The sequence below is a fragment of the Porphyromonas sp. KLE 1280 genome, assembly GCF_000700805.1.
In the GTDB taxonomy this organism is placed as follows: Bacteria; Bacteroidota; Bacteroidia; order Bacteroidales; family Porphyromonadaceae; genus Porphyromonas; species Porphyromonas pasteri.
Genome location: NZ_KL362963.1, coordinates 187122 through 210851 on the forward strand (window position 1 = coordinate 187122; position 23730 = coordinate 210851).

General features: G+C 56.2%; 18 protein-coding genes. 11 read left to right on the forward strand and 7 right to left on the reverse strand.

All coding sequences use genetic code 11. The features are described from left to right. Positions 1 to 218 precede the first annotated feature (218 nt). Together HMPREF1121_RS04485 and HMPREF1121_RS04490 are read left to right on the forward strand one after the other, a co-directional pair. Positions 219 to 1286, forward strand: coding sequence for a hypothetical protein (locus HMPREF1121_RS04485; RefSeq protein ID WP_044114946.1), 1068 nt, complete (start codon positions 219 to 221; stop codon positions 1284 to 1286). Between the two features lie 550 nt (positions 1287 to 1836). Then, entirely contained in the window at positions 1837 to 3531 is a 1695-nt protein-coding gene (locus HMPREF1121_RS04490) for a hypothetical protein (RefSeq protein ID WP_198019159.1), read from the forward strand. Between the two features lie 121 nt (positions 3532 to 3652). Here the strand turns inward: HMPREF1121_RS04490 and HMPREF1121_RS04495 are convergent, their stop codons facing one another. From HMPREF1121_RS04495 to HMPREF1121_RS04525, 7 genes are all read right to left on the reverse strand, one after another. Further along, complete coding sequence (locus tag HMPREF1121_RS04495; protein ID WP_044114947.1) at positions 3653 to 4450, reverse strand: UDP-2,3-diacylglucosamine diphosphatase; 798 nt, start codon at positions 4448 to 4450, stop codon at positions 3653 to 3655. Positions 4451 to 4455: 5 nt separating this feature from the next. Then, the gene (locus HMPREF1121_RS04500) at positions 4456 to 4785 is read right to left on the reverse strand and encodes a metal-sulfur cluster assembly factor (RefSeq protein ID WP_044114948.1); all 330 of its coding nucleotides are present in this window, start codon (positions 4783 to 4785) and stop codon (positions 4456 to 4458) included. Positions 4786 to 4862: 77 nt separating this feature from the next. After that, positions 4863 to 6473, reverse strand: coding sequence for an ABC transporter ATP-binding protein (locus HMPREF1121_RS04505; protein ID WP_044114949.1), 1611 nt, complete (start codon positions 6471 to 6473; stop codon positions 4863 to 4865). Then, a complete protein-coding gene (locus HMPREF1121_RS04510) occupies positions 6470 to 7612 on the reverse strand; it encodes a nucleotidyltransferase family protein (protein ID WP_044114950.1) in 1143 nt (380 codons plus the stop codon). The genes HMPREF1121_RS04505 and HMPREF1121_RS04510 overlap by 4 nt, the downstream gene beginning before the upstream one ends. Next, positions 7609 to 7875 carry a PqqD family protein gene (locus HMPREF1121_RS04515; RefSeq protein WP_044114951.1) on the reverse strand — a complete coding sequence of 89 codons (267 nt, stop codon included), beginning with the start codon at positions 7873 to 7875 and terminating at the stop codon, positions 7609 to 7611. The genes HMPREF1121_RS04510 and HMPREF1121_RS04515 overlap by 4 nt, the downstream gene beginning before the upstream one ends. Before the next feature lie 41 nt (positions 7876 to 7916). Then, a complete protein-coding gene (locus HMPREF1121_RS04520; RefSeq protein WP_044114952.1) occupies positions 7917 to 8336 on the reverse strand; it encodes an RNA-binding S4 domain-containing protein in 420 nt (139 codons plus the stop codon). Between the two features lie 143 nt (positions 8337 to 8479). Beyond that, positions 8480 to 10102, reverse strand: coding sequence for a glycogen/starch synthase (locus HMPREF1121_RS04525; RefSeq protein WP_044114953.1), 1623 nt, complete (start codon positions 10100 to 10102; stop codon positions 8480 to 8482). A gap of 931 nt (positions 10103 to 11033) precedes the next feature. On the opposite strand from HMPREF1121_RS04525, the gene HMPREF1121_RS08810 reads away from it, so the two are divergent. From HMPREF1121_RS08810 to HMPREF1121_RS08655, 9 genes are all read left to right on the forward strand, one after another. Continuing rightward, positions 11034 to 11609 carry a hypothetical protein gene (locus HMPREF1121_RS08810; RefSeq protein ID WP_156946050.1) on the forward strand — a complete coding sequence of 192 codons (576 nt, stop codon included), beginning with the start codon at positions 11034 to 11036 and terminating at the stop codon, positions 11607 to 11609. A 447-nt stretch (positions 11610 to 12056) separates the two neighbouring features. Further along, entirely contained in the window at positions 12057 to 14072 is a 2016-nt protein-coding gene (locus tag HMPREF1121_RS04535; protein WP_232223735.1) for a TonB-dependent receptor, read from the forward strand. Next, positions 14069 to 15235 carry a YncE family protein gene (locus tag HMPREF1121_RS04540; RefSeq protein WP_044114956.1) on the forward strand — a complete coding sequence of 389 codons (1167 nt, stop codon included), beginning with the start codon at positions 14069 to 14071 and terminating at the stop codon, positions 15233 to 15235. Before HMPREF1121_RS04535 ends, HMPREF1121_RS04540 begins: the two co-directional genes overlap by 4 nt. Positions 15236 to 15245: 10 nt before the next feature. Further along, a complete protein-coding gene (locus HMPREF1121_RS04545; protein ID WP_044114958.1) occupies positions 15246 to 16277 on the forward strand; it encodes a hypothetical protein in 1032 nt (343 codons plus the stop codon). Between the two features lie 20 nt (positions 16278 to 16297). Next, entirely contained in the window at positions 16298 to 17668 is a 1371-nt protein-coding gene (locus tag HMPREF1121_RS04550) for a DUF5074 domain-containing protein (RefSeq protein ID WP_044114959.1), read from the forward strand. A gap of 35 nt (positions 17669 to 17703) precedes the next feature. Next, positions 17704 to 19047 (forward strand): leucine-rich repeat domain-containing protein, encoded by a 1344-nt coding sequence (locus HMPREF1121_RS04555; RefSeq protein ID WP_044114960.1) that lies wholly within the window; start codon positions 17704 to 17706, stop codon positions 19045 to 19047. A gap of 77 nt (positions 19048 to 19124) precedes the next feature. Beyond that, positions 19125 to 20624, forward strand: a complete 1500-nt coding sequence (locus tag HMPREF1121_RS04560) for a leucine-rich repeat protein (RefSeq protein ID WP_044114963.1) — start codon at positions 19125 to 19127, stop codon at positions 20622 to 20624. 85 nt (positions 20625 to 20709) lie between these two features. Continuing rightward, positions 20710 to 21996 (forward strand): hypothetical protein, encoded by a 1287-nt coding sequence (locus tag HMPREF1121_RS04565; protein WP_044114965.1) that lies wholly within the window; start codon positions 20710 to 20712, stop codon positions 21994 to 21996. Positions 21997 to 22877: 881 nt separating this feature from the next. Next, a complete protein-coding gene (locus HMPREF1121_RS08655) occupies positions 22878 to 23723 on the forward strand; it encodes a GLPGLI family protein (RefSeq protein ID WP_084151959.1) in 846 nt (281 codons plus the stop codon). The last annotated feature ends 7 nt before the right edge of the window (positions 23724 to 23730 follow it).

Sequence of the window (23730 nt, forward strand, 5' to 3'; positions counted from 1 at the left end):
AGGCTCTTCATGCGCCGACAGCTCGAACTAGGGCGAGACTGATTGTCCGCCTTATGTCGTGTAAGCTCAGCAAGCTATACAGCTCAATAATAATAGTCTCATGTATCGCCTCAGGCATAGTCTCCGTCTTTTCGGGAAATGCAGTGCTAAGGGATTGTCAAGAAGTGAGCTATTCCAGGGATGCAGACACGTTGTTGTGATAACCGAATAACATAGACATGAAGTATAAGGAAACCAATAGACTGGCGAATGTTTGTGGATTTGACCCACAAAGTGGGTGTTATTCTTTTACACAAGATGAAAGGGAATACCTTAGCTTGTGTGATGAACTTTTTCAGAAAGATGAGGCACCCTTAGAGATAAGGACCAAAGGAGAGTTTCTGTACCTATGGTATGCTTCGGTTGGTAAGTTAGAGGTCTATTTGAATAAGAGAGTATTAAGTTCAGTGGAAAAGAACACTTATTTGATTGATGGAAAATCCTTGTATGTTGGATATAGCTCTGGTTTTGATGAGTACAATCTATTGAATCCCATAACAGGAGAATTCTCGCTAAGTTCCCATATCCCTTATGAGCTATATGTGGAAGATGATGTGCTAATAGCATACGATGATTTTTATAAGAAAGAGATTAGGCGCATTGATAATAGGACTGAGGCTCTATGGTCTTTTTCCTTTGAGGATCTTGGTGAGGATAATATCTATACGCCGGACGAAGTAGATCGCATCTCCAAAATATTAGGTATTACTGAGAATTTGCTTTGGTTCTCCACTCAGTTTAGCCGTTTAGTTGCTCTTGATGTAGCTACAGGGAAAGTGGTATATCAGCTTTCAGGCAATCCTGCAGATCAGGACAAAGTAGAATACACTCAAGTAGCAGGACTCGGAGATTGTTTTTATTGGGAGTCTGATAGATCTATTGTTTGTATTAGTTACTTGGGCTTTCAGGTGATTGACGCCACTACAGGTGACCTTGCAGAGAGTCGTGTCTTTTTAGAGGAAGATCCCGATGGTATTGGTAGGTTTGATTATATCTACGCTCCCAATCTTCAGGGTGATCACTTTACCTTTCTGGCGGAGATGAAAACAGATCGGTACGGCATAGGTCGAGTGGGTATCTTTGATTTGAAAGCTCGCAAGCTACTTTGGACAGAGGAGATAATTCCCTTTGAGGAAAGAAAGGCAACCGGTAATCACTTGGTCACACCCCAACCACTCTATATATCAGGCGATAAGCTGTACATTAAAGATGTGAAAGATACCCTACATATCTTCCAGAGAGAGTAGATGGTGTAGACGATTTTGCATCGTTTCTAATATATAAGTAGATATATATCAATGTAAGATTGGTATTCTTCATCGCTCACTCTTACTTGGAATCGTTGTCCGTGTATACGACATCGTAGCTGATGAGAGAAGGTTGGGATATCGACTCCGTGCATATTGTCGGAGACCGAATGATCGCCCACTCCCATGACGAGGTGCGCATCTACCAGCGAGTAGGCCGATTAACGCGTCTTGCCCAGAAACTCCGAGGGGCACTGCTTCACTTGACCTCCCCCTTTACCTCAGGTCGATAAAGCAACCACTACTGGTCAACGCGCATACCAGTAGTGGTTACTACTACAGACCAATAGTGGTTTGCACTACAAACGAGTAGTATTTTGCACCCGTACCACTATTGGTTTGTACCACGAACATGTAGTGGTATGCATCCCACCCTCCGCAAGCCCGCATGCCCGCGCCTCTGCGCCCCGCTGTACTCCCCGCCGAAAGGGCTAACTTTGACAGCGAACTCCCCCACATCCCCCAAAAGAAATAGCTTATTCAGACGACAATGATAGCCTACAAAGAGATCGCCCAAATCAAGAATGTGAAGGGCATTAACCCCATCACGGGAGACTATTCCTATGAGGAGAATGGGCGGGGCTACCTCTATATTGATGGTGTCTTGCTTGAGAAAGCGAGGCCCGCAAGTCAGCTTGTCTCCGTGGGCGAATACACCTACGCTTGGTATAGCTATGGCTGCATAGAAGTCTATTCGGGACATACCTTGCTGAAAGTATTTGAGCAGGAGGTTCGCCTACTTGATGGAGATGCAGGCGCATACATTGGGCATCATACTTGCAATCCTAAAACCTTAGAGACGGGTGAGAATATCCTTTCAGTCCCAGACGGGCAACCTCTCTTAGCACAAAACGTCCCTTACCGCTTGTATAAAATGGGAGAGGAGATCATCGGCTATAGGGACTTCGAGTCTAAACTCAGTCGCTTGAATTCCTCGGGAGAAGCGCTTTGGACCTTCGACCTACCCCTGCGTGATAGTAGTAGCAATGACCCCGACAACCTTGACCACCTTGAAAAGGTGCTGGGTATAGCACAAGGCCGACTCTGGATCTGTACCCGCTGGTTCCGACTCATAGCTCTGGATCTGGAGACGGGTAAGCCTATCCGTCAGTTCTCGGGGAGAGTCTGTATTGAAGATTATTCCTCCAACTATACTATCATCGACAGTCTGAGGTGGTGCTTCTTCCGTGAAGCTGAAAAGGACATCGTATTAGTCAGTAATTGGGGAATATGCATCATCAACGCTGCTACTGCCAGGATCATCAAGAGATATGGGTTATCAGAAGTAGACCCCTATGGTAGAAAGGCTTTTGATACCCTCAATGCTCCACAACTATACGGAGAGCACCTTACATTCATAGCAGAGCGACACTACGCACTCGATGGATATCGCTGCGCTGGGATCTTTGACTTGAAGGCTCGCAAGTTCTATTGGATAGGGGATATAATCTCGGAGGAAGAGCCTATAGGTAATCACCTGCTTGCGGAGTTCCCATTGCAGATGGCAGGAGATAAGCTCTACATCAAGGATGCTGAGAGCACTCTGCATATCTACCAAAAGCAATGGCGCTTACATGCGCAGTTACGTCCACAGAGCGAGGTGATCTCCACCGCTGCACAGTACATCACCCCAGCCGTATCTGCTACCCCACCGCCTACAGAGGGAGATAGGCCTACACCTCTATTCATCATAAGCCTGTGCAAAAAGATACCCAGACTGCTACCGTACCTTATCGTCTTGCTTCTGGGGATGCTTATCTGGCACTTCAGACTGGATATATTCTCTCCATCTCACGAACACTCCACCTTAGCAAGTAGCTTGATCATAACTCAAGACACAAAGTCTCAGGTAGTGCTTCTCAAAGAAGCCCCCTACTTCATGCGTAATAGGCAGAGGCAGATCGAAGAGATCTTTTGGAGCAACATCTCAGTCGACACGCTACGTCGCTACCCTCACTATAAGGTCTATTACTTCCTGCAGACGGAGCGCCTCGAGGATAAAGTAGGTGAGATCGGAGTGATAATGCGGGAGGATAGTACATACATTTATCATATGCAGCTCCAGAGCCCTGGCATGGGATTCGATCGCATAGATCACATCTTCTCCGCCGTGAGCCACTACTACTCTCTTCAGGAGCTCTATGCGAGCAAGTGTGAAGAACTCGGAATAAAAAGTGGACGCTAAGCCCTGCGCATCTACCAGCGGGAGTAGCACCTACGACCGAGAAAGCACAAAGCGCCCACGGGCTCGGCAGCCGATGCTACCGATCTCGTGGGCGCTTTGGTGAGAGGGGTGAAGGGCGGGGCTACGCTTCGTCTTCGATGAATTGATCCACGAAGAGCGACGTGCCGTCCCACACCGCAAACGAATTGTACTGGAGCCAGTCGCCGAGGATGACGATACGCTTGTCGCCACGCAGCGCCAGATCGATCAAGAGGTGACGATGCCCGAAGAGGTAGTAGTCGATCTCGGGGTGCTCGGCAGCATAGGCCTTGGTCCAGCGCACCAGCCACTCCTTCTCGACATCGAAGTAATCATTCTGATAGGCGTGGGGCACCTCGCCGAGGGTCGCACGCTTGAGGCCTTTCTTACGGCTACGCAGCGAGCAGGAGAGAGCGAAGCCTACCGTCCAGCGGGGGTGGACAGCGGCATAGAGCACCTGCGCCAGACGGCAGCGGAAGAGGCGGTAGAGGAACTTATCCATGCGGCGGTAGCCACAGTACTCCTCGTCGCCATGTGCCAGACGGAAGGTCTTCCCATCAAGCTCGATGACCTCGGCGTGGTGGTGGACCTTCGCCCCCAGCTCCGTCTGCATGTAGTCGGCGAACCACACATCGTGGTTGCCCGCGAAGAAATGAATCTCGATACCACGGTCGCTCATCTCAGCGACTTGGCCAAGGAAGCGCACGTGCCCACGGGGGACGACCGCACGGTACTCGAACCAGTAGTCGAACATATCCCCGAGGAAGTAGACCGCACGCGCCTCATCCTCGATGCTTCGCAGCCAGCGCACCAGGCGCTGCTCTACGGCACGAGGATCCGCATGATAGCCCGAGCCGAGGTGGGCATCACTGGTGAAAAAGACCTTCTTACGCTCGCTCATCGCTGCTAAAGGAAGCCTAACTCCAGCATCGCCTCTTCGCTCATCATATCCTTGTTCCACTCGGGCTCGAAGGTGAGCTGTATCTCGACACCCGTGACGCCCTCGACGTCCTCGACCTTCATACGCACGTCCTCGAGGATGAAGTCGGCGGCGGGACAGTTGGGTGCCGTGAGGGTCATCGTGATGGTGACGAACTTCTCATCGGTGAGCTCCACGCAGTAGATCAGCCCGAGGTCATAGACATTCACGGGGATCTCGGGGTCGTAGACGGTGCGTAGTGCAGCTACTATATCTTCCTCTATACGGAGGTATTCGTTCTCTAATTCTTCTGCCATAAAATATCGTTATCGTTGAGGGGAGGGTAATGCTCCTCCGTAGTATAAACAATTAACGTAGGGAAACGGACGTCTTGCTACAGCTGTAGCGTTCGGTCACAGGCCGCCGCGACGTCAGGATGGTGGGTGATGAAGATGATAAGGCGGTCCGAGGCGTGCTCACGGAGGTTCCTGAGGAACTGCGCTTCCGTGGCTTGGTCAAGCGCCGAGGTGGCTTCGTCGAGGAGGAGGATACGCCCAGGACGAAGGAGCGCGCGGGCGATAGCGATACGCTGTGCCTGCCCTTCGGAGAGGCCCAGCCCACGCTCACCGATGGTCGTATCAAGGCCCTTCGGCAGGTCAAGCACGAAGTCCGCGATAGCCAGATGCAGCACCTTATGCAGGTCGGCCTCCGTAGCGAACTCATCGCCGAGGAGGAGATTCTCACGGATCGTCCCGCTGAAGAGCGATCCGCCCTGCGGGACGTAGACGAAGTTGGAGCGCGTCATCTCGCTCACCACATAGCTACTGCCACCGGAATAGAGGCGGATAGCCCCCTCGACAGGCGAGACAAGTCCAAGCAGTAGACGCAGGAGCGTGGTCTTACCAGCGCCCGTACGCCCCATGAGTGCCACCATCTCGCCCGTCGAAGCCTCGAGGGAGAAGTGGCAGTAGATCCACTCTTCACCGTCGGGATAGTGGAAGCCCATATCCTCGACAGCGAGGCGGATAGGGCTAGTGAGCTGGACACTGCGACCGATCTGCTCGGTCTTGAACTGAAGGAGATGCGCCAGACGATCCAGCGAGCTCTTCGCAGAGATGAGTGTCGGCAGGAGGCTGATAAGCGTCGTCAGCGGGCTCTGGATACGTGCCACGAGCTGGAGGAACGACGTCATAAGCCCGAAGGAGATCGTGCCACCATAAAGCCCGCGAGCACTCCAGAGGAATGCCACGAGGTAGCCACACGAGAAGGCTCCCTGCATGATGAGGTTCGCGAAGACCGAGACGAAGGTCTGGCGCTTCACCGCACCGAGGTACTGCCCTTGGCGCATCGCCAGATGGTCGATGGAGGAGGCTTGGTGCTCGAAGGTACGGATGACGGTCTGGTTCAGCAGCGACTCCTGGATGTGCGCCGTGATCTCGCTCTCCGACTGCTTCATCTCATCGGTGTAGCGACGCATACGCTTGTAGTAGACCTTGCTGAAGACTGCGAGCAGCGGCATCCCCACGCCGAGGATAAGGGCCAGCGGTGGGCTGAAGTAATACAGGAGACAGAGAGCGCCGACGAGCTGTGCTAAGGCGATGAGAGCTGACGGCAGGGACGTGACGAAGAGCGCGACAAGGCTATCGGTGTCCTTGAGCATGCGCACGACCATATCACCGCTATGCATCTGCCCGAGGTGCGACCAGCGTGTGTAGAGCAGGTGTGCGAAGACCTTCGACTGCACGGCATTGCTCATGCGTGCAGCGGTATAGTTCGAGAGACGGACGGTGATGACTCGGCAGAGGACCTGCAGAGCGAGTGTGAGGATGAGCGCTACCGAATAGGTGTGTATGGAGCCACCGCGCTGGTGTACGGCGATATCAATGACGCACTTCGATAGCCAGATGAAGATCAGGTTCGTGGAGACCGTCCCCAAGCCAAAGAGGAGGATCAGCAGGATGCCCCACTTATGCCCTCTAAGTATGAAGCGTACGAGGTCGATCATCTCCGCCGACGGATCATAAGCATGAGGTGCCCAAAGACAGAACCCCAGATGATGCGCGAGGCATGGGTCGGCGTGATGTCGTAGAGGCGACGTGAGCGGCGCATCTTGAAGCGGAACTTACGCCAGTTGGTCACCCACTTATTCTGCGCCTTGATGGGGCGCTGGGCGAAGCCGAAGTTCCCACTATGTATCACGTCACGGATGATCTGCTCGGTGTGCGGATCATCCTGAAGAAGCAGGGGGAAGGGGAAGATCTCCGGCGAGACACGCAGGTAGCGGATAGCGGCCTGCGCGAAGAGCTGCATGGGGTAGAGGATGTCGAGATCCTTCGCCATACTGAGGATCTTCTCTTCGTCGAGCTGGCCCTTGAGCTTAGTCATCATCAGCAGCCAGTCGCTGTACTGACGGAAGCCAACGCCCCAGTGAAGCCAATGAAAGAAGAGATGGATGAAGATATAGACGACATTCAGCTCGTGGGGGAGCGTCTTGATGGTGTAGTCCCCATGATGCTGGGTGATGAGGCTCCCACTGCTGATAGCCTCTTGGACGAGGGCATCGAAGTGTCTATTGTGGCGCTTGTGGTCGAAGAAGACGGCACGAGCGTGGTTCTCCACGATGGTACGGCCGTAGGTGAAGGCCGTATGGCCATAGCGCACCTCGGAGTCGTCGTGGAGCTTGTGACCGGCCTTGCGCAGGAGCTCATTGCCCCGCTCGTAGTCGGCATCCGAATGGAAGAGAATATCCAAGTCGCCTCCAGAGCGGAGGGTGGCATCGGGATAGAAGCAGCCAAGACTCAGCCCCTTGAGTAAGATGAAGGGCAGGCCTGCGGCTTCGTAGGTCTTCTGTAGCTGGCCTAAGGCTTTGGTTAGATAGGCATTGCCCCGCCGTGTGAGCTCGATCTCCGAGAAGATCATCAGGCGCATGTCGCGGTTGGGCAGGGCTTCCTTCGGCAGGGTAAGTATACGGTCCCCGACGAAGGCCGGCACTGCATGCGATACTGCTAAGCGGTGGATCCTACGCCACGATGCCTCCTCCAGACCCGTGAAGTCACGTGCCTCGGGGAGCTCTGAGTGCAGGGCACAGCTCAGGAGCTTGAGGAAGAGCTCCTCGTCATGCGAGAGCGGGGCTATTTGGCTCAACAGATGATCCCGGCCTCTTTGAGCATTTGCGAGAGGAGCTCGACGTCTGCACGTGCCTGCTCCTGGCTCACTTCGTAGCGGTCGGTGAGTAGCTCGACCCAGTCCTCAAGGGTGAAGTCGCGCTCACGCACGCTCTCGATGAGGTAGGCTGCACTATCGTTGAGGCTCACCGCCTGCGTGTAGTCCAAGCTATCTCCCGAGCCTGCGATCATGATGTACTCATCCGCAATCTTACGTAGAGAGATGTGGTCCTTAATTCTCATTATCTGTGATACGTTTGTCGTTTAGTCGTCTGTAGGGGTGGCTAATCCCAGTCCTCATCCCAGTCGAAGAGGTCGAGATCCTCAGGCATGTCCTCGGCGAACTGATCCAGGTCGCGGCGGTCCTTCTTCGTAGGACGCCCGAGACCCTTGGCCCGATCGACGAAGCCCGAGATGCGCTGCAGCTCGAGCAGCTCGTACTGTGCAGCGGGCGTGACGTTCTCCATGAACTCAGGCACACGCTTAGCACCGACACGGCTCGCCAGAAGCTCTACCACGCGGAAGGAGTACTCGACCGGTGGCTTACGCACCGAGACGATGTCCCCTCGCTGGAGGGTACGTGAGGGCTTGACAGTCACTCCGCCGATGCTGACGCGCCCTTTCTTGCACGCGTCTGTGGCCAGCGAACGGGTCTTGAATATGCGGACGGCCCAGAGCCACTTATCGACACGTACTTCTCCCATGCTTTGTCGTATATAATTACAGCAAAGATATGTATTCTCTTTGAAGAAGTAACATAAGTGGTGTTATCCCAGCGTTATCGCGTGCGCACGCGCCCAGTTCCTTATAATACATAAAGGTGTAGGATAATACATAAAGGTGTAGGCTACGGCATGAGGGCGTAGGCGTCCTCGTAGTGCTGATAGAAGAGCTTCCAGTCAGCACAGCGCGCCAGCTCGTAGGCTTTCTTGCGCTGGGCCTTCTGCTCGTCGGGCGTCAGCGCAAGCTGCTCGCCGATAAGACGGGAGATCGCCTCGATGGTCTCGGGGATGTTGGTATCCGTGCGCTCGACGATATGCACAGGCTTGTGAGGGGCGGAGGCGAAGGGCTTCTTCGTCTGCTCTTCCTCAGCCCACAGGCCGAAGCCCGCCAGCGTCGTCGTGATCGTAGGCACGCCATAGCGCACACTCTCCAGCGGCGTATAGCCCCAGGGCTCGTAGTAGCTGGGGTAGATGGTCAGGTCCATACCCACGAGGAGGTCGTAGTAGCTTTGGTCAAGGATACCGTCGAGCCCATTGAGGTAGCAGGGCACGAAGACGACCTTCACACGGCGGTCGGTGCGGTCGAGGCCACGATGACGGATGTGGCAGACGGCACGGTCATGCTCGGTATTGTAGAGCCAGTGGCTGAGCATGGGGTACTGTAGGGGACTCTCTTGCTCATCCTGTGGATGTGAGAGGAGGTACTGCAGGTCGGCACGGGGGCCAGCCTGCCATGCAGGCACGAGGAGGAAGGCCACGATGTCGCGGTCACCCGTATAGCTCTCGGCGAAGTGGTGCAGGGACTCGATGAAGAGGTCGATCCCCTTATTACGGTACTCATAGCGTCCGCCGAGAGAGATGAAGAAGGAGCGTGCAGGATCGATATGCTGCCCGTAGAGGCGCGAAGCTACGGCACCGAGGAGACGGCGCGACTTACCGCGCTTCGAGAGCATGGGAGCAGCGAGGGGGGAGGTCCCGACGTGGAAGCCATTGGGCAAGACGACGGGTTCGCGCCCGAGGAGCTGCTTGGCTTCGCGAGCGGTGAGCTTGCTGACGGTAGCGAAGACGTCGGCCTGGTGTGCGGCGAGCTTCTCTACCTCGTGCTTGGCTTCGACACCCAGCTCGCGTGCCATCTGGTCGCCATCGTAGGCATCCATATAGGTGTAGAGCTCCTTGTCATTCCCCGCGATAGAGCGGCCGACGGTCGTGGCGTGGGTGATGAAGAGCGTGCGGACGCTGGGGGCTTGCTGTCGTAGGTAGAGGAGCCCCATGGCGGTCTGCCACTCGTTGAAGATAGCGATGGTGCGCTCATCGCTGCGCCAGGCGGCGATGCTGGCCATGAGGCGTGCGGCGGCGATACCGAAGAGACTGCTCTCGTCATAGTCCCCATAGCCCTTGTCGCTCTCGAGGCCATAGGCCTTCCACAGCTCGAAGTAGAGATCATCCTTCTCTCGCCACAGAGGCTTGAAGTCCACGAGGAGTACGGGGGGCTCACCCTCGATACCCCAGCGACCTGCTACGACACGCAGACCGAGGCTCGGGAGGACCTCTCGCAGCCAGCCTTGGAGCTCGGGGATCTCTCCAGGGGTGAAGTCAAGGGGCAACGCCGCACCTTCGTCGGCGAGGAGTGGCCCGATAAAGCATACCTGTGCGGGGTGGTGCTGGGTCATCACGTCTGCACGTGAGGAGAGGACGGTATAGATCCCTCCCATCTTATTGCAGACTTCCCAACTGGTCTCGAGGATCATAATCGTAGTACAGTGAAGGTAATGAATGTATCTTGCCGTGAGGTCCCAGCCAGCCAGGCTGTAACCTTTGTCTCAAAGTTAAGCATTCGCCCCCAAATTACCACATCTCCTTTTTACATTTCCTTAGCAAGCCCCACCCCACCCACGGGGAGCGCCCTACCCTATCGTGCGCAACGCGCTCTACACCAGTGCTATCAGCACGAAGAGCACCCATCACTTGAGCTACTTCTCACGACTCGCAAGAGGTACTTCGTATCGTACTTTTACTCAGGACCCTACGAAGTCGGAAAAGTAACCAGTACTGGTCACTCGTCTGACCAGTACTGGTCGCAGCGCGAAGCAGTACTGGTTGATATCAGTTACCAGTACTGGTCACTTCGGCGACCAGTACTGGTTCGTATATCCCCCTCCTTTGGGGTGTGGTAGCCTTCCCTTATGTAGCTCTAGCAAGCACGCCACTTTGCCCTGCATCCCCTCCATTAGGGTAAAGAGTCCCCTCTGCCTCAGCCCTGAACCTCAGGGATATGCAACTTACGCTGTATCTTTGGGCGCAATATCTTTAATTATGTCTCTGGACGCAAACAACAAATCAGTAAGCTTAGATAGGAAGATGAGTAAGGGATCGCTGGCTATATTTAGATGGCTCTGTGCCTGTAGCCTGCTATGGACCTCTATAGTCGAGGTGCAGGCTCAGCAATTCATGGGCTATAGCCCGCGGTGGTATGGGCCGAATGCCAATCCCATCCCAGAGGCACGTGAGGCAATGATCCCCCAAGGACTTCGGCTTCATAACAGCTTGCTGTACCAGCTCTCGCAAAAGGATAAGACGGCTACCTTATTTACCGATCTGGAAATACCGATCATCTCCGAGCGGGCTTCTGTGAGAATCTATGGATATGGAGCGGAGTACTTCCAGTGGTCGCCTGAGAGTATGAGCCAAAGAGGTATTACAAGCGACCATCAAAAGGGGCTGATCGTAGGGGATATATACCTTCAGACCCGAGTGCGCTTGCTGGCGGAGAATGCTGGATGGAGACCTAATGTGGTGCTGAACTATACGCTGAAGACGGCTTCTCCTAAGCCGATAGCCAATGAGAGTATGCGCTTCTTTGATACGCCTGGCTACTTCTTCCATTTGGAAGTCGGGCGCAATCTATTGTCCCCAGATGCTTCGCCTGTCAGCTTAAGGCTAAGCGGACATATTGGCTTTATGTGCTGGGAGACTGTCCAGAAGCAGAATGATGCCTTTACGTATGCCCTCGCACTATCCTCTCAGCTACAGAACTGGCATCTTGCGATCCAGCTGGGTGGATATAACGGTTGGATGAAGCATAGCTACGGCTCGGAGTATGGCGATGAGCCGATGCACCTTTCGGCAAGATGTAGCTACCGCATCAACCGTCATCTCGCTGCCTCTTGTGGCTTAGAGCACGGGCTGCGAGATTACCCCTTCACCCAGCTCTCCCTGGGGCTCACCTATACCTCTGATTATCGCCTCTTCCATTAGTGGAGAAGGGTAGCAGGCAGGAGCTTACCTCCGCTGCTTGCGCCCCCCCCTACCACAAGGAGATAAATCAACCTATATAGGTCGGCGGGCTGACCTATATTGGTCCGACGACGAAGCTATATAGGTCGCGATGACGACCTATATAGATCCACCCGCCGACCAATATAGGTTCACACCACCCCCATCCGCAAGACAGCATCCTTCCCTCCCATAGCTCCCCCGCCGTACTCCGCGCTGAAAGGGCTAACTTTGACAGCGAAGAAGCCCCGTCTTTAGGCTATTCGTAAGCTGACGGCTGGTGTGGCTGTCAAGATTGACCGTCAGCCCTCGCATCATCACTCTCGCGGGCAAGCCCACCAAAAGCCTTACCTTTGTACCCAATAGCTAGTGTCAGAGAGACGCTACCAAGACAAGCCCCCCCTCTGACTACTAACTGAAACCGACTTAATGAAACTTCATCATAGCAGACAGCGTGCGCTCTTGCTATTATGCCTCGTGCTACTTCCTCTGACTAAGGCTTGGGCTGCTGGGCATATTGACAGTATCCATGTCCTCGAGGGCGTGGTCGTCACGGAGCGCTTGATCCCGAAGGATGTCATACCCGCACAAGTCTTGGGCGGGCGCGACCTCCAGCGCCTTAGTGCCGTGAGCGTAGCTGATGCCTTACGCTACTTCGCCGGCGTCCAGATCAAGGACTACGGCGGCATCGGGGGGCTGAAGACGGTGAACGTGCGCAGCATGGGCTCCCAGCATGTGGGCGTCTTCTATGATGGCCTGCAGCTGGGCAATGCACAGAACGGGCAGATAGACCTCGGGCGCTTCTCCCTCGACAATATGGAGACCGTCTCCATATATAATGGTCAGCGTAGCACCATCCTCCAGCCTGCCAAGAGCTTTTCTTCGGCGGCTGCACTCTATATGACCACGCGTCGCCCCTCCTTCTCTCCCCAGCGTAAGACCAACCTCAAGGCGGCACTTAAGGTGGGCTCCTTCACCACCCTCAATCCCACCCTCCTCTACGAGCAACGTCTCTCCCCACAGCTCGACCTCTCGGTGAGTGGCGAATACCTCTACACCTCGGGACGCTACCCCTTCTCCTATCGGAAGAAAGACGGCTACGACACCACCGCCGTGCGTCACAATGGCGATGTACACTCTCTGCGCTTCGAGTCGGGGCTCTTCGGTCGCTTGGATGAAGGGGAGTGGCGTGCCAAGGCGTACCTCTATCGCTCTGAGCGTGGCTATCCCGGAGCCTTCGTGCGCGAAGAGCCGGGGAAGTTCAAGCACGAGGACCGTCAGTGGGACACCGATATATTAGCACAAGGCTCGCTGCGGAAGACCTTCGGCAGATACACCCTCTTGGCTAATGCGAAGTATGCCTACGACTATCTGCACTACCTCTCCGACCCGCGTCTGGATGTGACGACGATGTACGTCAATAACCACTACCACCAGCACGAAGGCTACCTCTCCACCGCCCATCAGCTCGCCCTCGGCAGCGACTGGCGCATTGCGTTAGCTTCGGATGTGCAGTACAATACCCTCACGGCTGACCTTCGTGACTTTGCCTATCCCACACGCCTCACCCTGCTGACCTCGGCGGCAGCAGACTACACGCACGGGGGCTTCAAGGCGCAGACCAGCCTCCTGCATACCTACGTCCATGACTGGACGAAGGCTAAGGATGGACAAGCCCCCGAGAAGAGCGTATGGACCCCCACCTTCATCGCCAGCTACAAGCCCTTGGCTGAGCACGACCTCAGCCTGCGTGGCTTCTACAAGCGCATCTTCCGCATGCCCACCTTCAACGACCTCTACTATACCTTCATCGGCAATAAGTACCTACACCCCGAGTATACTACGCAGTACGACCTCGGGGCGGTCTATGCCAAGGCGTTTACTCGTGGGGTGCTGCGCCGCTTCGAGGTGCAAGCCGACGGCTATCTGAACTATGTCGACGACAAGATCATTGCCGTACCGACCTCGAACCAGTTCCAGTGGACGATGATCAACCTCGGGCACGTCCGCATCCGTGGTATTGACCTCACCCTCGAGACGCAGTGGCTACTGGGTGCCGTCACCGCCTCGACACGCCTCACCTACACCTATCAGAAGGCCCAAGACCTCACCGATCCCTCCGACAGCTACTATGGTGGGCAGATACCCTATATCCCTTGGCACAGCGGTTCGGCCATCGTCACCCTCGGCTGGCGTGGTTGGGAGCTGAACTACAGCTTCATCTACACGGGCGAACGCTATGACTCCAGTGCCAACATCCGCGAGAACTATGTCCGCCCGTGGTACACCAGCGACCTGACGCTCTCGCGCCCCTTTGCCCTCCGTCGCCACCAGCTACGCCTCACCGCCGAGGTGAGCAACCTCCTTAACCAGCAGTACGAAGTCGTACGCTCCTACCCCATGCCCGGGACGAACTTCAAGCTGAAAGCCGAATACACCCTATGAACCGCTTCCGAGACCTCCTACTGAGCCTCCTCGTGGCTATGGTCGCTCTCTCATCTTGCCGCAAAGAGGAAGAGATCATTCCTTCGTCCCGTGTGCGTGTCGGAGCACCAGGCCGCCCAGGAAAGATCAAGGGCTTCTTCCTCCTCAACGAGGCGAACATGGGCTCCAACAAGGCCACCCTCGACTACTACGACTACACGACAGCCTTCTATACACGCAACATCTACGCCGAGCGTAACCCCAATGTCGTCAAGGAGCTGGGCGATGTCGGTAACGATCTCCAAATCCACGGTAGCCGTCTCTATGCCGTCATCAACGTCTCAGGACTCATCGAGGTCATGGACGTGCGCACCGCCAAGCACATCGGCAAGCTCTCCATCCCTAACTGTCGCTACATCGCCTTCAAGGATGGCTTCGCCTACGTATCCTCCTACGCTGGTCCCGTCAAGATCGACCCCAACGCACGCCTCGGCTATGTAGCCAAGGTAGATACCGCCACCCTCAAGGTCGTAGCCGAATGCCCCGTAGGCTACCAGCCCGAAGAGCTTCTCATCCATGGAGACAAGCTCTACGTCGCCAACTCTGGCGGCTACCGTGCCCCCAACTACGACAAGACCATCTCCATCATCGACCTAAAGACCTTCACCGAGGAGAAGCAGGTCGATGTCGCCATCAACCTTCACCGCCTTCAGCTGGATAACTACGGTAAGATCTGGGCATCTTCGCGCGGTGACTATAAGGGCGTCCCTTCCCGCCTCTTTGTCTTTGACCCCAAGACCGAGCACGTCACCAAGACGCTCGAGGTCGGTTGCTCCAATATGGCTCTCTCAGGTGATTCCCTCTTCGTCTACAGCTCCGAGTGGAGCTACCTCACGGGGAAGAACACCATCAGCTACACCGTCATCGACACCAAGAAGCAAGAGGTCATCGACCGCAACTTCATCAAGGACGGCACGGACAAGGAGATTCAGCTACCCTATGGCCTGGCCATCAATAGCGAGCAGGGCGAACTCTACCTCACCGACGCTCAGGACTACGTCCACCCAGGACAACTCCACTGCTATGACCTCAAGACGGGGCGCCGTAAGTGGAGTGTCAAGACGGGAGACATCCCTGCGCACATCGCCTTCACGACCCAGCCACTTCACCCCCTTCATCACTAAGGATACGACAATGACACCGCATTATATCCAGCGTACCTTCACGGCGCTCACCCTCCTTATCGTCCTCGCTTTCGTAGCGTGCAAGAAGGAGACACCACGCCCTGAGCCTCTACCTACCACGCATAGCCCCTACATTACGCGCGTCCTCGAGTACCTCCCAGCCGTGGGACAGTTCACGAACGAACTCCCCAAGTATGAAGCAGGCGACACGCAGGAGGATATGAACCGAAAGGCCTTGGATGAGCTTAAGGATAATAAACGAGGCTTGGTCACTCTCGGTGGCTGGGGCGGATATATCGTGGTTGGCTTTGACCACACCATCACGAACGTAGCTGGGCAGCGCGACTTCCGTGTGCTCGGCAATGCCTTCTACAGCAGTAGCAAGAAGGAAGCCTTCGAAGCTGGGAGCTGTGAGCCGGGGATTATTATGGTCGCCTACGATGCCAATCACAACGGCCGCCCCGATGAAGACGAGTGGTACGAAATCGCAGGGAGCGCACACGTCGATCCCACCCAAGAGCCATGGTATGCCTTCCTCAAAAGTCACGCCCCACAAGCAGACCTCAACTGCTATCGAGACTTTGAGATGACCTACTACCGTCCAGCCAATGAACCTGCGTCCAACGAAGTGTGGAGCACCTACATCCGCTGGCAGGACAACAAGGGCAACTCCGGCTACAAGGTCAAGAACCCGTTTCACGCACAGCCCTACTTCCCGCAGTGGGTCAAGGGCGACAAGCTCACCTTCCGCGGGACGCGCCTCCCACAGAATGGCTACAACCAAAGTAGCGAAAGCCCCTATTACGTGCAGTGTAAGTTCAGCTATGGCTACGCCGACAATGCACCGAGCGACAGCAAGGATGCCACCATCGACATCGACTGGGCTGTCGACAAGCAGGGGCGCAAGGTGTACCTCCCTGGGGTAGACTTCATCAAGATTTATACGGGTGTCAACCAAGAGAACGGCAACCTCGGCGAATGCTCTACGGAGATTTCGGGCATCACGGACCTCCATCTCCTCAAGGAAGACATCCCTAACTAACTTCACTAACCTCCTCCACCATGTATAAGAAGATTCTCATCGCCAGCCTCGCTCTCATCGCTGGCCTCGCCTCCTGTAAGAAGGATGACCCCACACCAAGCCCTAATCCTCCCTCGAGTCTGACGATCGACGGAGTAGCAAGCAACTTAGAGTTCTACCAGCTCGACACCGCTCACCTGAGCGTCGCTGGTGTAGCGAAGGACGCTGCTGCCAAAGCCGTATGGGCAGTGAACGGCGCGAAGGCTGCCGAAGGTGCTACCTTCGACTTCACCACCGCTCACCCAGGTAAGTATGAAGTCACGCTCACTGTCGACGGCAAGAGCGCTAAGCAGACCTACACTGTTGCTCCCCGCTTCTCCGAAGGCGCCTTCCTCCTCAACGAAGGGAACTTCGGCAATGAGACGGGCTCACTGACCTACATCCACCCCTCCAAGAAGCTCGTCATCGATCAGGCTTACTACCGCGTCAATGGCACGAAGCTCGGGAACGTCTGCCAGGACCTCGCCTTCGGGAATGACCAGATCTATATCCTCTCACAACTCGGTCCTAAGAACGGCGGTGAAGGTCTCCTCACCATCGCGAGTAGCAACTCCCTCGAGAAGGTCAAGGTCTACAACGACGAGGCTCTCGCACAGAGCACCCCTACACATATCGCTGTCCTGCGCGACCACATCTACATTCGCACTGAGCGTGATGGGATCTTACGTGGCTCCTCAGAGGGAGGATTCACACCTATCACTGGGACAAAGAAGGCGCTGAAGCAGCGTATGGCACAGATCGGCGAACGCATCTTTGCACTCACCAAAGACAACAAGATCCTGATGATCCAGGGTACTCAGGTCGTCCGTGAGCTGGACCTCTCACCCGCCAAGCCTTCGGGTATAGCCGTCAGCCACGATGGTAAGCTCTGGATATCTACGACGAGCCCCAATGCGATCCTCAAGGTAGATCCCACCCCTGACAACTTCGTCGCCCTCGGCACCCACATCCTTGACAAGTCCATTTCAGCAACAGGCCCCCAAAGTTGGGAGCGTACCACCTCCTCCGCCTTCTTTGCTCACGGCGACAAGCTCTACTTCACGGGCCAAAGCTCCGTCATCTACTGCCACGACTTCGCTACGAGCAAGACCTCTCAGGTCATCGATGTCAAGACGATAGATGGCGTAGGTACCTCGGCGAACAAGTACTACAACAGCCTCGGCGTCGACCCTGCTACGGGCGAACTCTACTACGCTGCCTTCGAGGACGACGGCACCTACAACAAGAAGAACGTGACGATGGTCCTCAAGGCCGACGGCACGAAGCTCCTTCTGAAGGAGAAGGTAAATTCCTTCCCCGCAGGCTTCTACTTCATCCCCAATGCGGCCAGCCGCACTGGGGCCAACCGATGATTTATCCTAATTAGTTCACTTAATATTCACCTAAAATGAAGAAAACTCTCCTCTCTACCCTCGCGCTTATCGCCCTCGGTGGAGTCGTCACCAGCTGCGGCAAGGAGCAGAAGGATGCGCCTCAGCCCGCTGGCAACACCAGCGCTCGCGCTACGGAGCTCCCCGCAGGCGAGACGATCACGGGGTCGATCCAGACCGACAGCCTCGCCCTTGTAGACCTCTACAAGAGCCTCGACGGGATGAACTGGTCGCACTCCAACAACTGGAATAGCTCTCGCCCCGTAGCTACTTGGGCAGGCGTCCAGGTAAGCGACGTCGCAGGCGCACCTCGTGTCACCGCCCTCTACCTCGGCGGCAACAAGCTCCGTGGCACCCTGCCTAAGAGCATCGGACAGCTCACCGCTCTGCGTTCGCTCCAGCTGCAGTACAACCGCGAGCTCACGGGTACCATCCCCGCCGAGCTCTATCAGCTGACCCACCTGCGCTCGCTGCGTCTGCGCTTCACGAGCCTGACGGGCGAGGTATCTCCCGCCATCGGCAAGCTCACCGAGCTTGATACCCTCGACCTCAGCAATAGCCGCTACGACCTCAGCATGTGGTGGAATGGCGATCCCGCTACCGCCAAGGAGCACCGCCCCAACGGGAAGACCCTCACCGGCTCGCTCCCCCGCGAGATCGGTCAGCTGACGAAGGCACGCTATATCGACCTCTCCTTCCAGGGCTTCACGGGTACGCTCCCCACGGAGATCGGCGCACTGAAGAGCGCTAAGTACCTCTCCCTCTATGGCTGTCACTTCTCAGGTGAGCTCCCCGCCTCGCTCGGCGCACTCGCTCAGCTCGAGTACTTCTCCGCAGGCCTCAATGAGTTCTCGGGAAGCCTCCCCGCCTCCCTCGGCAGTCTGAAGCGCATCCGCGAGATCCACATCTCGGGCAACAAGCTCACGGGTGCTATCCCCGCCTCGCTCGGTGCGCTGAAGACGCTCCAGCAGCTCAACCTCGCAGGCAACCAGCTCACGGGCTCTATCCCTGCTGAGCTCGCACACCTCACGGGTATCTATGTCATCGACCTCAAGGGCAACAAGCTCTCAGGCACGATCCCCACGGACCTCGGTGGTGCACAGCAGAGCCTGCTCATCTCGGTAGACCTGAGCGACAACGACCTCACGGGCACGATCCCCGCACGCATCAAGCGCTATCTGCCCGATGCAGCTAAGTACGCTGGCCTGCATGGTCTGCCCGACTACGGCTACACGATGTTCGTCCTCTCAGGCAATAAGCTCACGGGCAAGATCCCCGCTGAATACCTCGCTTATCCCAAGACGCTGCAGCTCCTCCTGCCTCAGCAGGCTGGCTACGGCTTCTCTAATGAGCCTAAGTAACTCCTCCCGCACACCCGCCCTTAGCTCTCGCAGCACGAGGGCGGGCGTGCCTCTATATTTCACCCCAACCCACAACTATGATTAAGAAGTTTCTCCCCCTTGCCTTAACCCTCACTCTGGGTCTCGCCTCATGTAGCAAGACCGACACGCCCGTCGTACCTCAGAGCGGTATCACGATCACGAGCGGCGTCCTCTCAGCCTATCCCGAGAAGGAGATCGCAGCTACGGGCCTCGTCTCCCTCCCCGAAGTCACCGAGATCTCTGCCAAGGTCTTCGAGGGCTACAAGACGCTGAAGACCGTCAAGGCACCCAAGCTCACGAAGATCGGTGATGCAGCCTTCAAGGGCTCGGCACTCACCAGCCTCGAGCTCGGTGCTACCGTCCCCACGACGAGCGATGATGCCTTCGAAGGCACGTCCGAAGAGAAGGACCTCATCGTCCCCGCTGACAAGGTCGCTGACTTCACAGACTTCGCGAAGAAGCACCACTTCAAGACCATCAACGGTGCGCCCATCCCTGGTACCGAGATTGAGATCAAGGATGGCGTACTCGTCACCTATCCTATCGACAAGACCCCCGCAGACGGTGTCGTCACCCTCGAGGCTACCGTCACGGAGATCGCTGATGGCGTCTTCCTCGACAATACGAAGCTCACGGCTATCCACGCCCCTGGTGTGAAGAAGATCGGTAAGGCAGCCTTCAAGAACTGCTCCGCTCTTATGACCGTTGACTTCGGTGGTGCACAGCGTCCACCGCTGGCCATTGACGAGACCGACAAGACCTACGGCACGGCTGAAGATGCCTTCTGGGGTACGCCCGAGGAGAAGGTCCTCGTCTTCGATGAGAGCAAGAGCCCGAACTTCCTGCAGTACTTCGAGTTCATCGCACGCCACCACTTCGCTAAGCTCGACGGTATCACCATCCCCAAGAGCCTCGACGGCAAGTACTTCAAGGTCAAGGGCAGCGTACTGACGGATATCACGAGCGCTGGTCAGAGCTACCTCGCTGGTCAGGGCCGCAATGGTGTCCTCGTCCTCCCCTCGAGCATCACGCGTATCGACAATGGCGTCTTCACACAGAGATTCCAGAACTTCAAGGCGATCTACGCCGAAGGGGTGACGGAGGTAAGTAGCTTCGCCTTCCAGCAGACGGGTAGCCTCAACTTCGCTCACCTGCCCAAGCTGAAGAAGCTCGGCGAAGCAGTCTTCACCGACAACGCTTCGCTGACGGCTGTGAACTTCCCCCTCCTCGAGGAGATCGGACATATCTGCTTCAATGGTGGCTCTAACATCAGTGGGAATGGTCTCAAAATCTCCTACATCAGCCTACCAGCTGTGAAGAAGATCGGTCGCGGAGCATTCCACGGCAATTATAAGAACTCTGGTGTCGCTGTCCTCCTTGGTGCTATGCCCGAGGTAGACTTCAACCCCTACAGCGATGATGACCCTTTCCACGATGGTAGCGTAGCCTTTGGTCAGATGAAGGACCCCATCCTCTACGTGACCCCTGCAAATAAGACAAGCTATCAGATCACCGACGGTAAGTGGAAGAACTTCACCGTCAAGGAACTGAAGTAATCCCCCTATAAGCAAAGGCGAGGCAGTACCACACCCGTGGCTGCCTCGCCTTTCTTCCTCCCCGACCCTTAGATACACGCCGACTATGAACTACCGCATCTACAGCGTAGCCCTTGCCCTCAGCCTCCTCACGGCCTGCGGTGATAAGCCTACGCCCCTCCCCCAGCCGACACCGACACCGACACCAACGCCTGTACCCACACCTACACCAGAGCCCACACCGCCCGCCTACAAGGACTATGAGGGCTATACCCTGATCTTCAACCAAGGCCTTGCCGCTGTCCTGACGAGCCAGCCCGATGGCGTGGGCGTGGCCTCCAGCCTAAGCCTCCTCGACCGTGAGGCGAAGACCCTCCTCCCCGTCTTCTCCGACAAGGCCACACCGCTTAATAAGGAGTACGAAGGCCAAGGCTACCTCTGCGAAGGCACGCTGAGCGAAGCGGGCGACTATCTGGCCTACATGGCGAAGTACGACTTCACCGACGACAGCGAGCACGCCTCACGCCTCCTCCTCTTCGACCGCAAGACGATGCGCCTCACGAAGAACCTACGCATCACCCAGCCCGACGGCGATGAATGGGTGCGCCACTCCTTCACCTTCGACGACGGCACGACCTACCTCTCCTTCGACAAGAAGCACTTCTACCGCCTCGACCCCGAGACGGGGAAGATGACCGCCCTCACGGGCATCTTCGGCTACCCCACGGGCGCAGCATCTTGGCAGGACAAGGGCTACTTCTTCGTGCCCTATGAATCCGCGGCCTTTGCCTTCGACAAGGGAAGTACCGCCGCACACAAGGTACCCATTGCCCTCTCGGGAGCGCAGATCAAGGACATCTTCCGTATGGGCGCTCAGGTCATCCTACGCGACACGGCGAACCGTTATTACCTCTTCGACCTCGCTGCGGGGAAGGTCCTCGCAGTCTTCACGCTCAGCGAACCCATCGGCCGCAGCGTCACCATCGACCCCGCCACGCACCGTATCTATTACTCGGGGGGTACGCCCAATCTCAACGGCGCCGAGGCCAAGGAGCGCAGTGTCTACACCGCCACCATTGACACCAGCCGTCCCGCAAGTGAAGTACAGGGTCTCACCTCACAGCTCCTCTACACCATCGCAGGGCGCACCGAGGCGGACAACCGCCAGGGCTTCAAGATGCAGGTAGGCTATCACCCCGACCTCAAGGCGCTCTTGGTCTCCTACCTCGACCAAGGCCGCTCGGGTCCCCTCCTGCACGACCTGACGAAGCTCCTCCTGCTCCAGCTCCCCACGAGCCCCAGCGAGAGCGTGAAGGAGCTACGCACCTTCGACCTCCACTACGCCTCGGACGTCAGCCTCTTGAGCGTCATCCGTCCCCGTTCCACGAAGTAGCCCCGCAGGAGGCTCACTTCTTACTTGTGCTTTAGGATCTCCCCGAGGATGTGCCTCCTGCTCCTCGGGGAGATTTCTTTTTCTTAGCAGGGGAAAGGCGCTCCGAGCGAGCATACCACAACGCTCTGTACTACAGCCCTATACCGCACACCGGCACAAGGAGGGGAAAGTAACCAGTACTGGTCACTCGTCTGACCAGTACTGGTCGCAGCGCAAAGTAGTAGTGGTTGATATCAGTTACCAGTACTGGTCACGTCGGCGACCAGTACTGGTTCGCATATCCCCTCCCCTTCTTGCCGTGACAGCTTTTCGCTATAGCTATATTTGCGATAGGCGCCGCTTGCGCCACCACCCTACTACAGGGCGATAAATCGACCTATATTGGTCAGCGGGCTGACCTATATTGCTCCGACGACGAAGCTATATAGGTCGCGATGACGACCTATATAGGTTGACTCGTGAACCAATATAGGTTTGCACCCCGTACCACTATTGGTTTGTACTACGAACAAGTAGTGGTTTGCACCCGTACCACTATTGGGTTGCACCACGAACAAGTAGTGGTTTGCACCCCACCCTCCTATAAGTATAGCCAGCAAGCCCCCTGACGTATGCGGATAGCCGTGCGTCAGGGGGCTCTTGCTTTGCGCCTTTCTTGTGTGCGGGTGTTTTACTAAGTTTGTGGTAGATAACAGAGTCCGAGGGAGCCTTCGGCTCGAGAGGCTTCACCTAACGCATCACCCGCCTCCCCTCCCGCACGAAGGGCCTTCCACCCTCATACCTCAAAGACAATACACCACGCTACAACCGCCTAAGGTGCGCCACGACGAGAGCCACACCATACCACGCTAACTCACTATCACCCGACCCCATCAGACACTATGAGACTCGTAAAAGCCTTCCTGCTGTGCTTATCCATGCAAGCCTTGACGCTGTCCGCCCAGATGTTCATATTCCCGACCACCTACGGGCCATCGGACAAGTACCAAGTAGTCGATACCGCCAAGTATGAGATCACCTATCAGATCGCAGCCAAGCTCAACCCCAACCCTAAGTATAGCCACGTCGCCTACAAGGACACGCAGACGCTACTCATCGGCAAGCGTATCTCTGCGACTTATAGCCGTGACCTCCTAAAAGCCCGCGAGAAAGCGGATGCCGAGATAAAGCAGGGCGCGGAGACGGTCGATGACTTTAGTGGTATTACCTTCCCCGAAGATGTCTTCAAGGGCTACCCCAAGCCAGGCGCACTGACGACCTCCTACCGCCTCTTCCTCGGCGCGGGCTATGGGCAATATACCGAGCCATTGCCCGACTTCAAGTGGCAGATCCAGTCGGAGACCAAGAAGATCCTCAGCTACACGTGTCAGAAAGCCCTTGGGGAATTCCGTGGGAGGAAGTACATCGCTTGGTTCACCTCAGACATTCCCCTCTCTGACGGCCCGTGGAAGTTCTGCGGACTGCCGGGACTCATCCTGGCGGTAGAAGATACGGAGGCATACTTTGTCTTCACCTGCATAGACGTTGAGAATAAGAGCATACCGATCCGCTTCTGGACCTACCCGCACACCAAGTCTACGCGAGAGAAGCTACGTGCGACCATCCTACGCATGCACAAGCAGCCGATCCTCTTCTGCGAGCAGTCGCTTGGCATCAACATTTACATTGGGAATACCAATAAGAATCGAGACTTCTCCTTCCCTTGGCTGTGGCTGGAGGCAGAGTAGCTCCCGC

Coding starts and splice junctions, on each gene's coding strand:
- HMPREF1121_RS04500 (WP_044114948.1), bottom strand. CDS start 4,785: ATGGCAGAAGAATTAGAGAACGAATACCTCCGTATAGAGGAAGATATA.
- HMPREF1121_RS08655 (WP_084151959.1), top strand. CDS start 22,878: ATGAGACTCGTAAAAGCCTTCCTGCTGTGCTTATCCATGCAAGCCTTG.
- HMPREF1121_RS04555 (WP_044114960.1), top strand. CDS start 17,704: ATGAAGAAAACTCTCCTCTCTACCCTCGCGCTTATCGCCCTCGGTGGA.
- HMPREF1121_RS04495 (WP_044114947.1), bottom strand. CDS start 4,450: ATGAGCGAGCGTAAGAAGGTCTTTTTCACCAGTGATGCCCACCTCGGC.
- HMPREF1121_RS04545 (WP_044114958.1), top strand. CDS start 15,246: ATGACACCGCATTATATCCAGCGTACCTTCACGGCGCTCACCCTCCTT.
- HMPREF1121_RS04540 (WP_044114956.1), top strand. CDS start 14,069: ATGAACCGCTTCCGAGACCTCCTACTGAGCCTCCTCGTGGCTATGGTC.
- HMPREF1121_RS04505 (WP_044114949.1), bottom strand. CDS start 6,473: ATGATCGACCTCGTACGCTTCATACTTAGAGGGCATAAGTGGGGCATC.
- HMPREF1121_RS04560 (WP_044114963.1), top strand. CDS start 19,125: ATGATTAAGAAGTTTCTCCCCCTTGCCTTAACCCTCACTCTGGGTCTC.
- HMPREF1121_RS04520 (WP_044114952.1), bottom strand. CDS start 8,336: ATGGGAGAAGTACGTGTCGATAAGTGGCTCTGGGCCGTCCGCATATTC.
- HMPREF1121_RS04535 (WP_232223735.1), top strand. CDS start 12,057: ATGAAACTTCATCATAGCAGACAGCGTGCGCTCTTGCTATTATGCCTC.
- HMPREF1121_RS04515 (WP_044114951.1), bottom strand. CDS start 7,875: ATGAGAATTAAGGACCACATCTCTCTACGTAAGATTGCGGATGAGTAC.
- HMPREF1121_RS04485 (WP_044114946.1), top strand. CDS start 219: ATGAAGTATAAGGAAACCAATAGACTGGCGAATGTTTGTGGATTTGAC.
- HMPREF1121_RS08810 (WP_156946050.1), top strand. CDS start 11,034: ATGAGCCAAAGAGGTATTACAAGCGACCATCAAAAGGGGCTGATCGTA.
- HMPREF1121_RS04490 (WP_198019159.1), top strand. CDS start 1,837: ATGATAGCCTACAAAGAGATCGCCCAAATCAAGAATGTGAAGGGCATT.
- HMPREF1121_RS04565 (WP_044114965.1), top strand. CDS start 20,710: ATGAACTACCGCATCTACAGCGTAGCCCTTGCCCTCAGCCTCCTCACG.
- HMPREF1121_RS04525 (WP_044114953.1), bottom strand. CDS start 10,102: ATGATCCTCGAGACCAGTTGGGAAGTCTGCAATAAGATGGGAGGGATC.
- HMPREF1121_RS04550 (WP_044114959.1), top strand. CDS start 16,298: ATGTATAAGAAGATTCTCATCGCCAGCCTCGCTCTCATCGCTGGCCTC.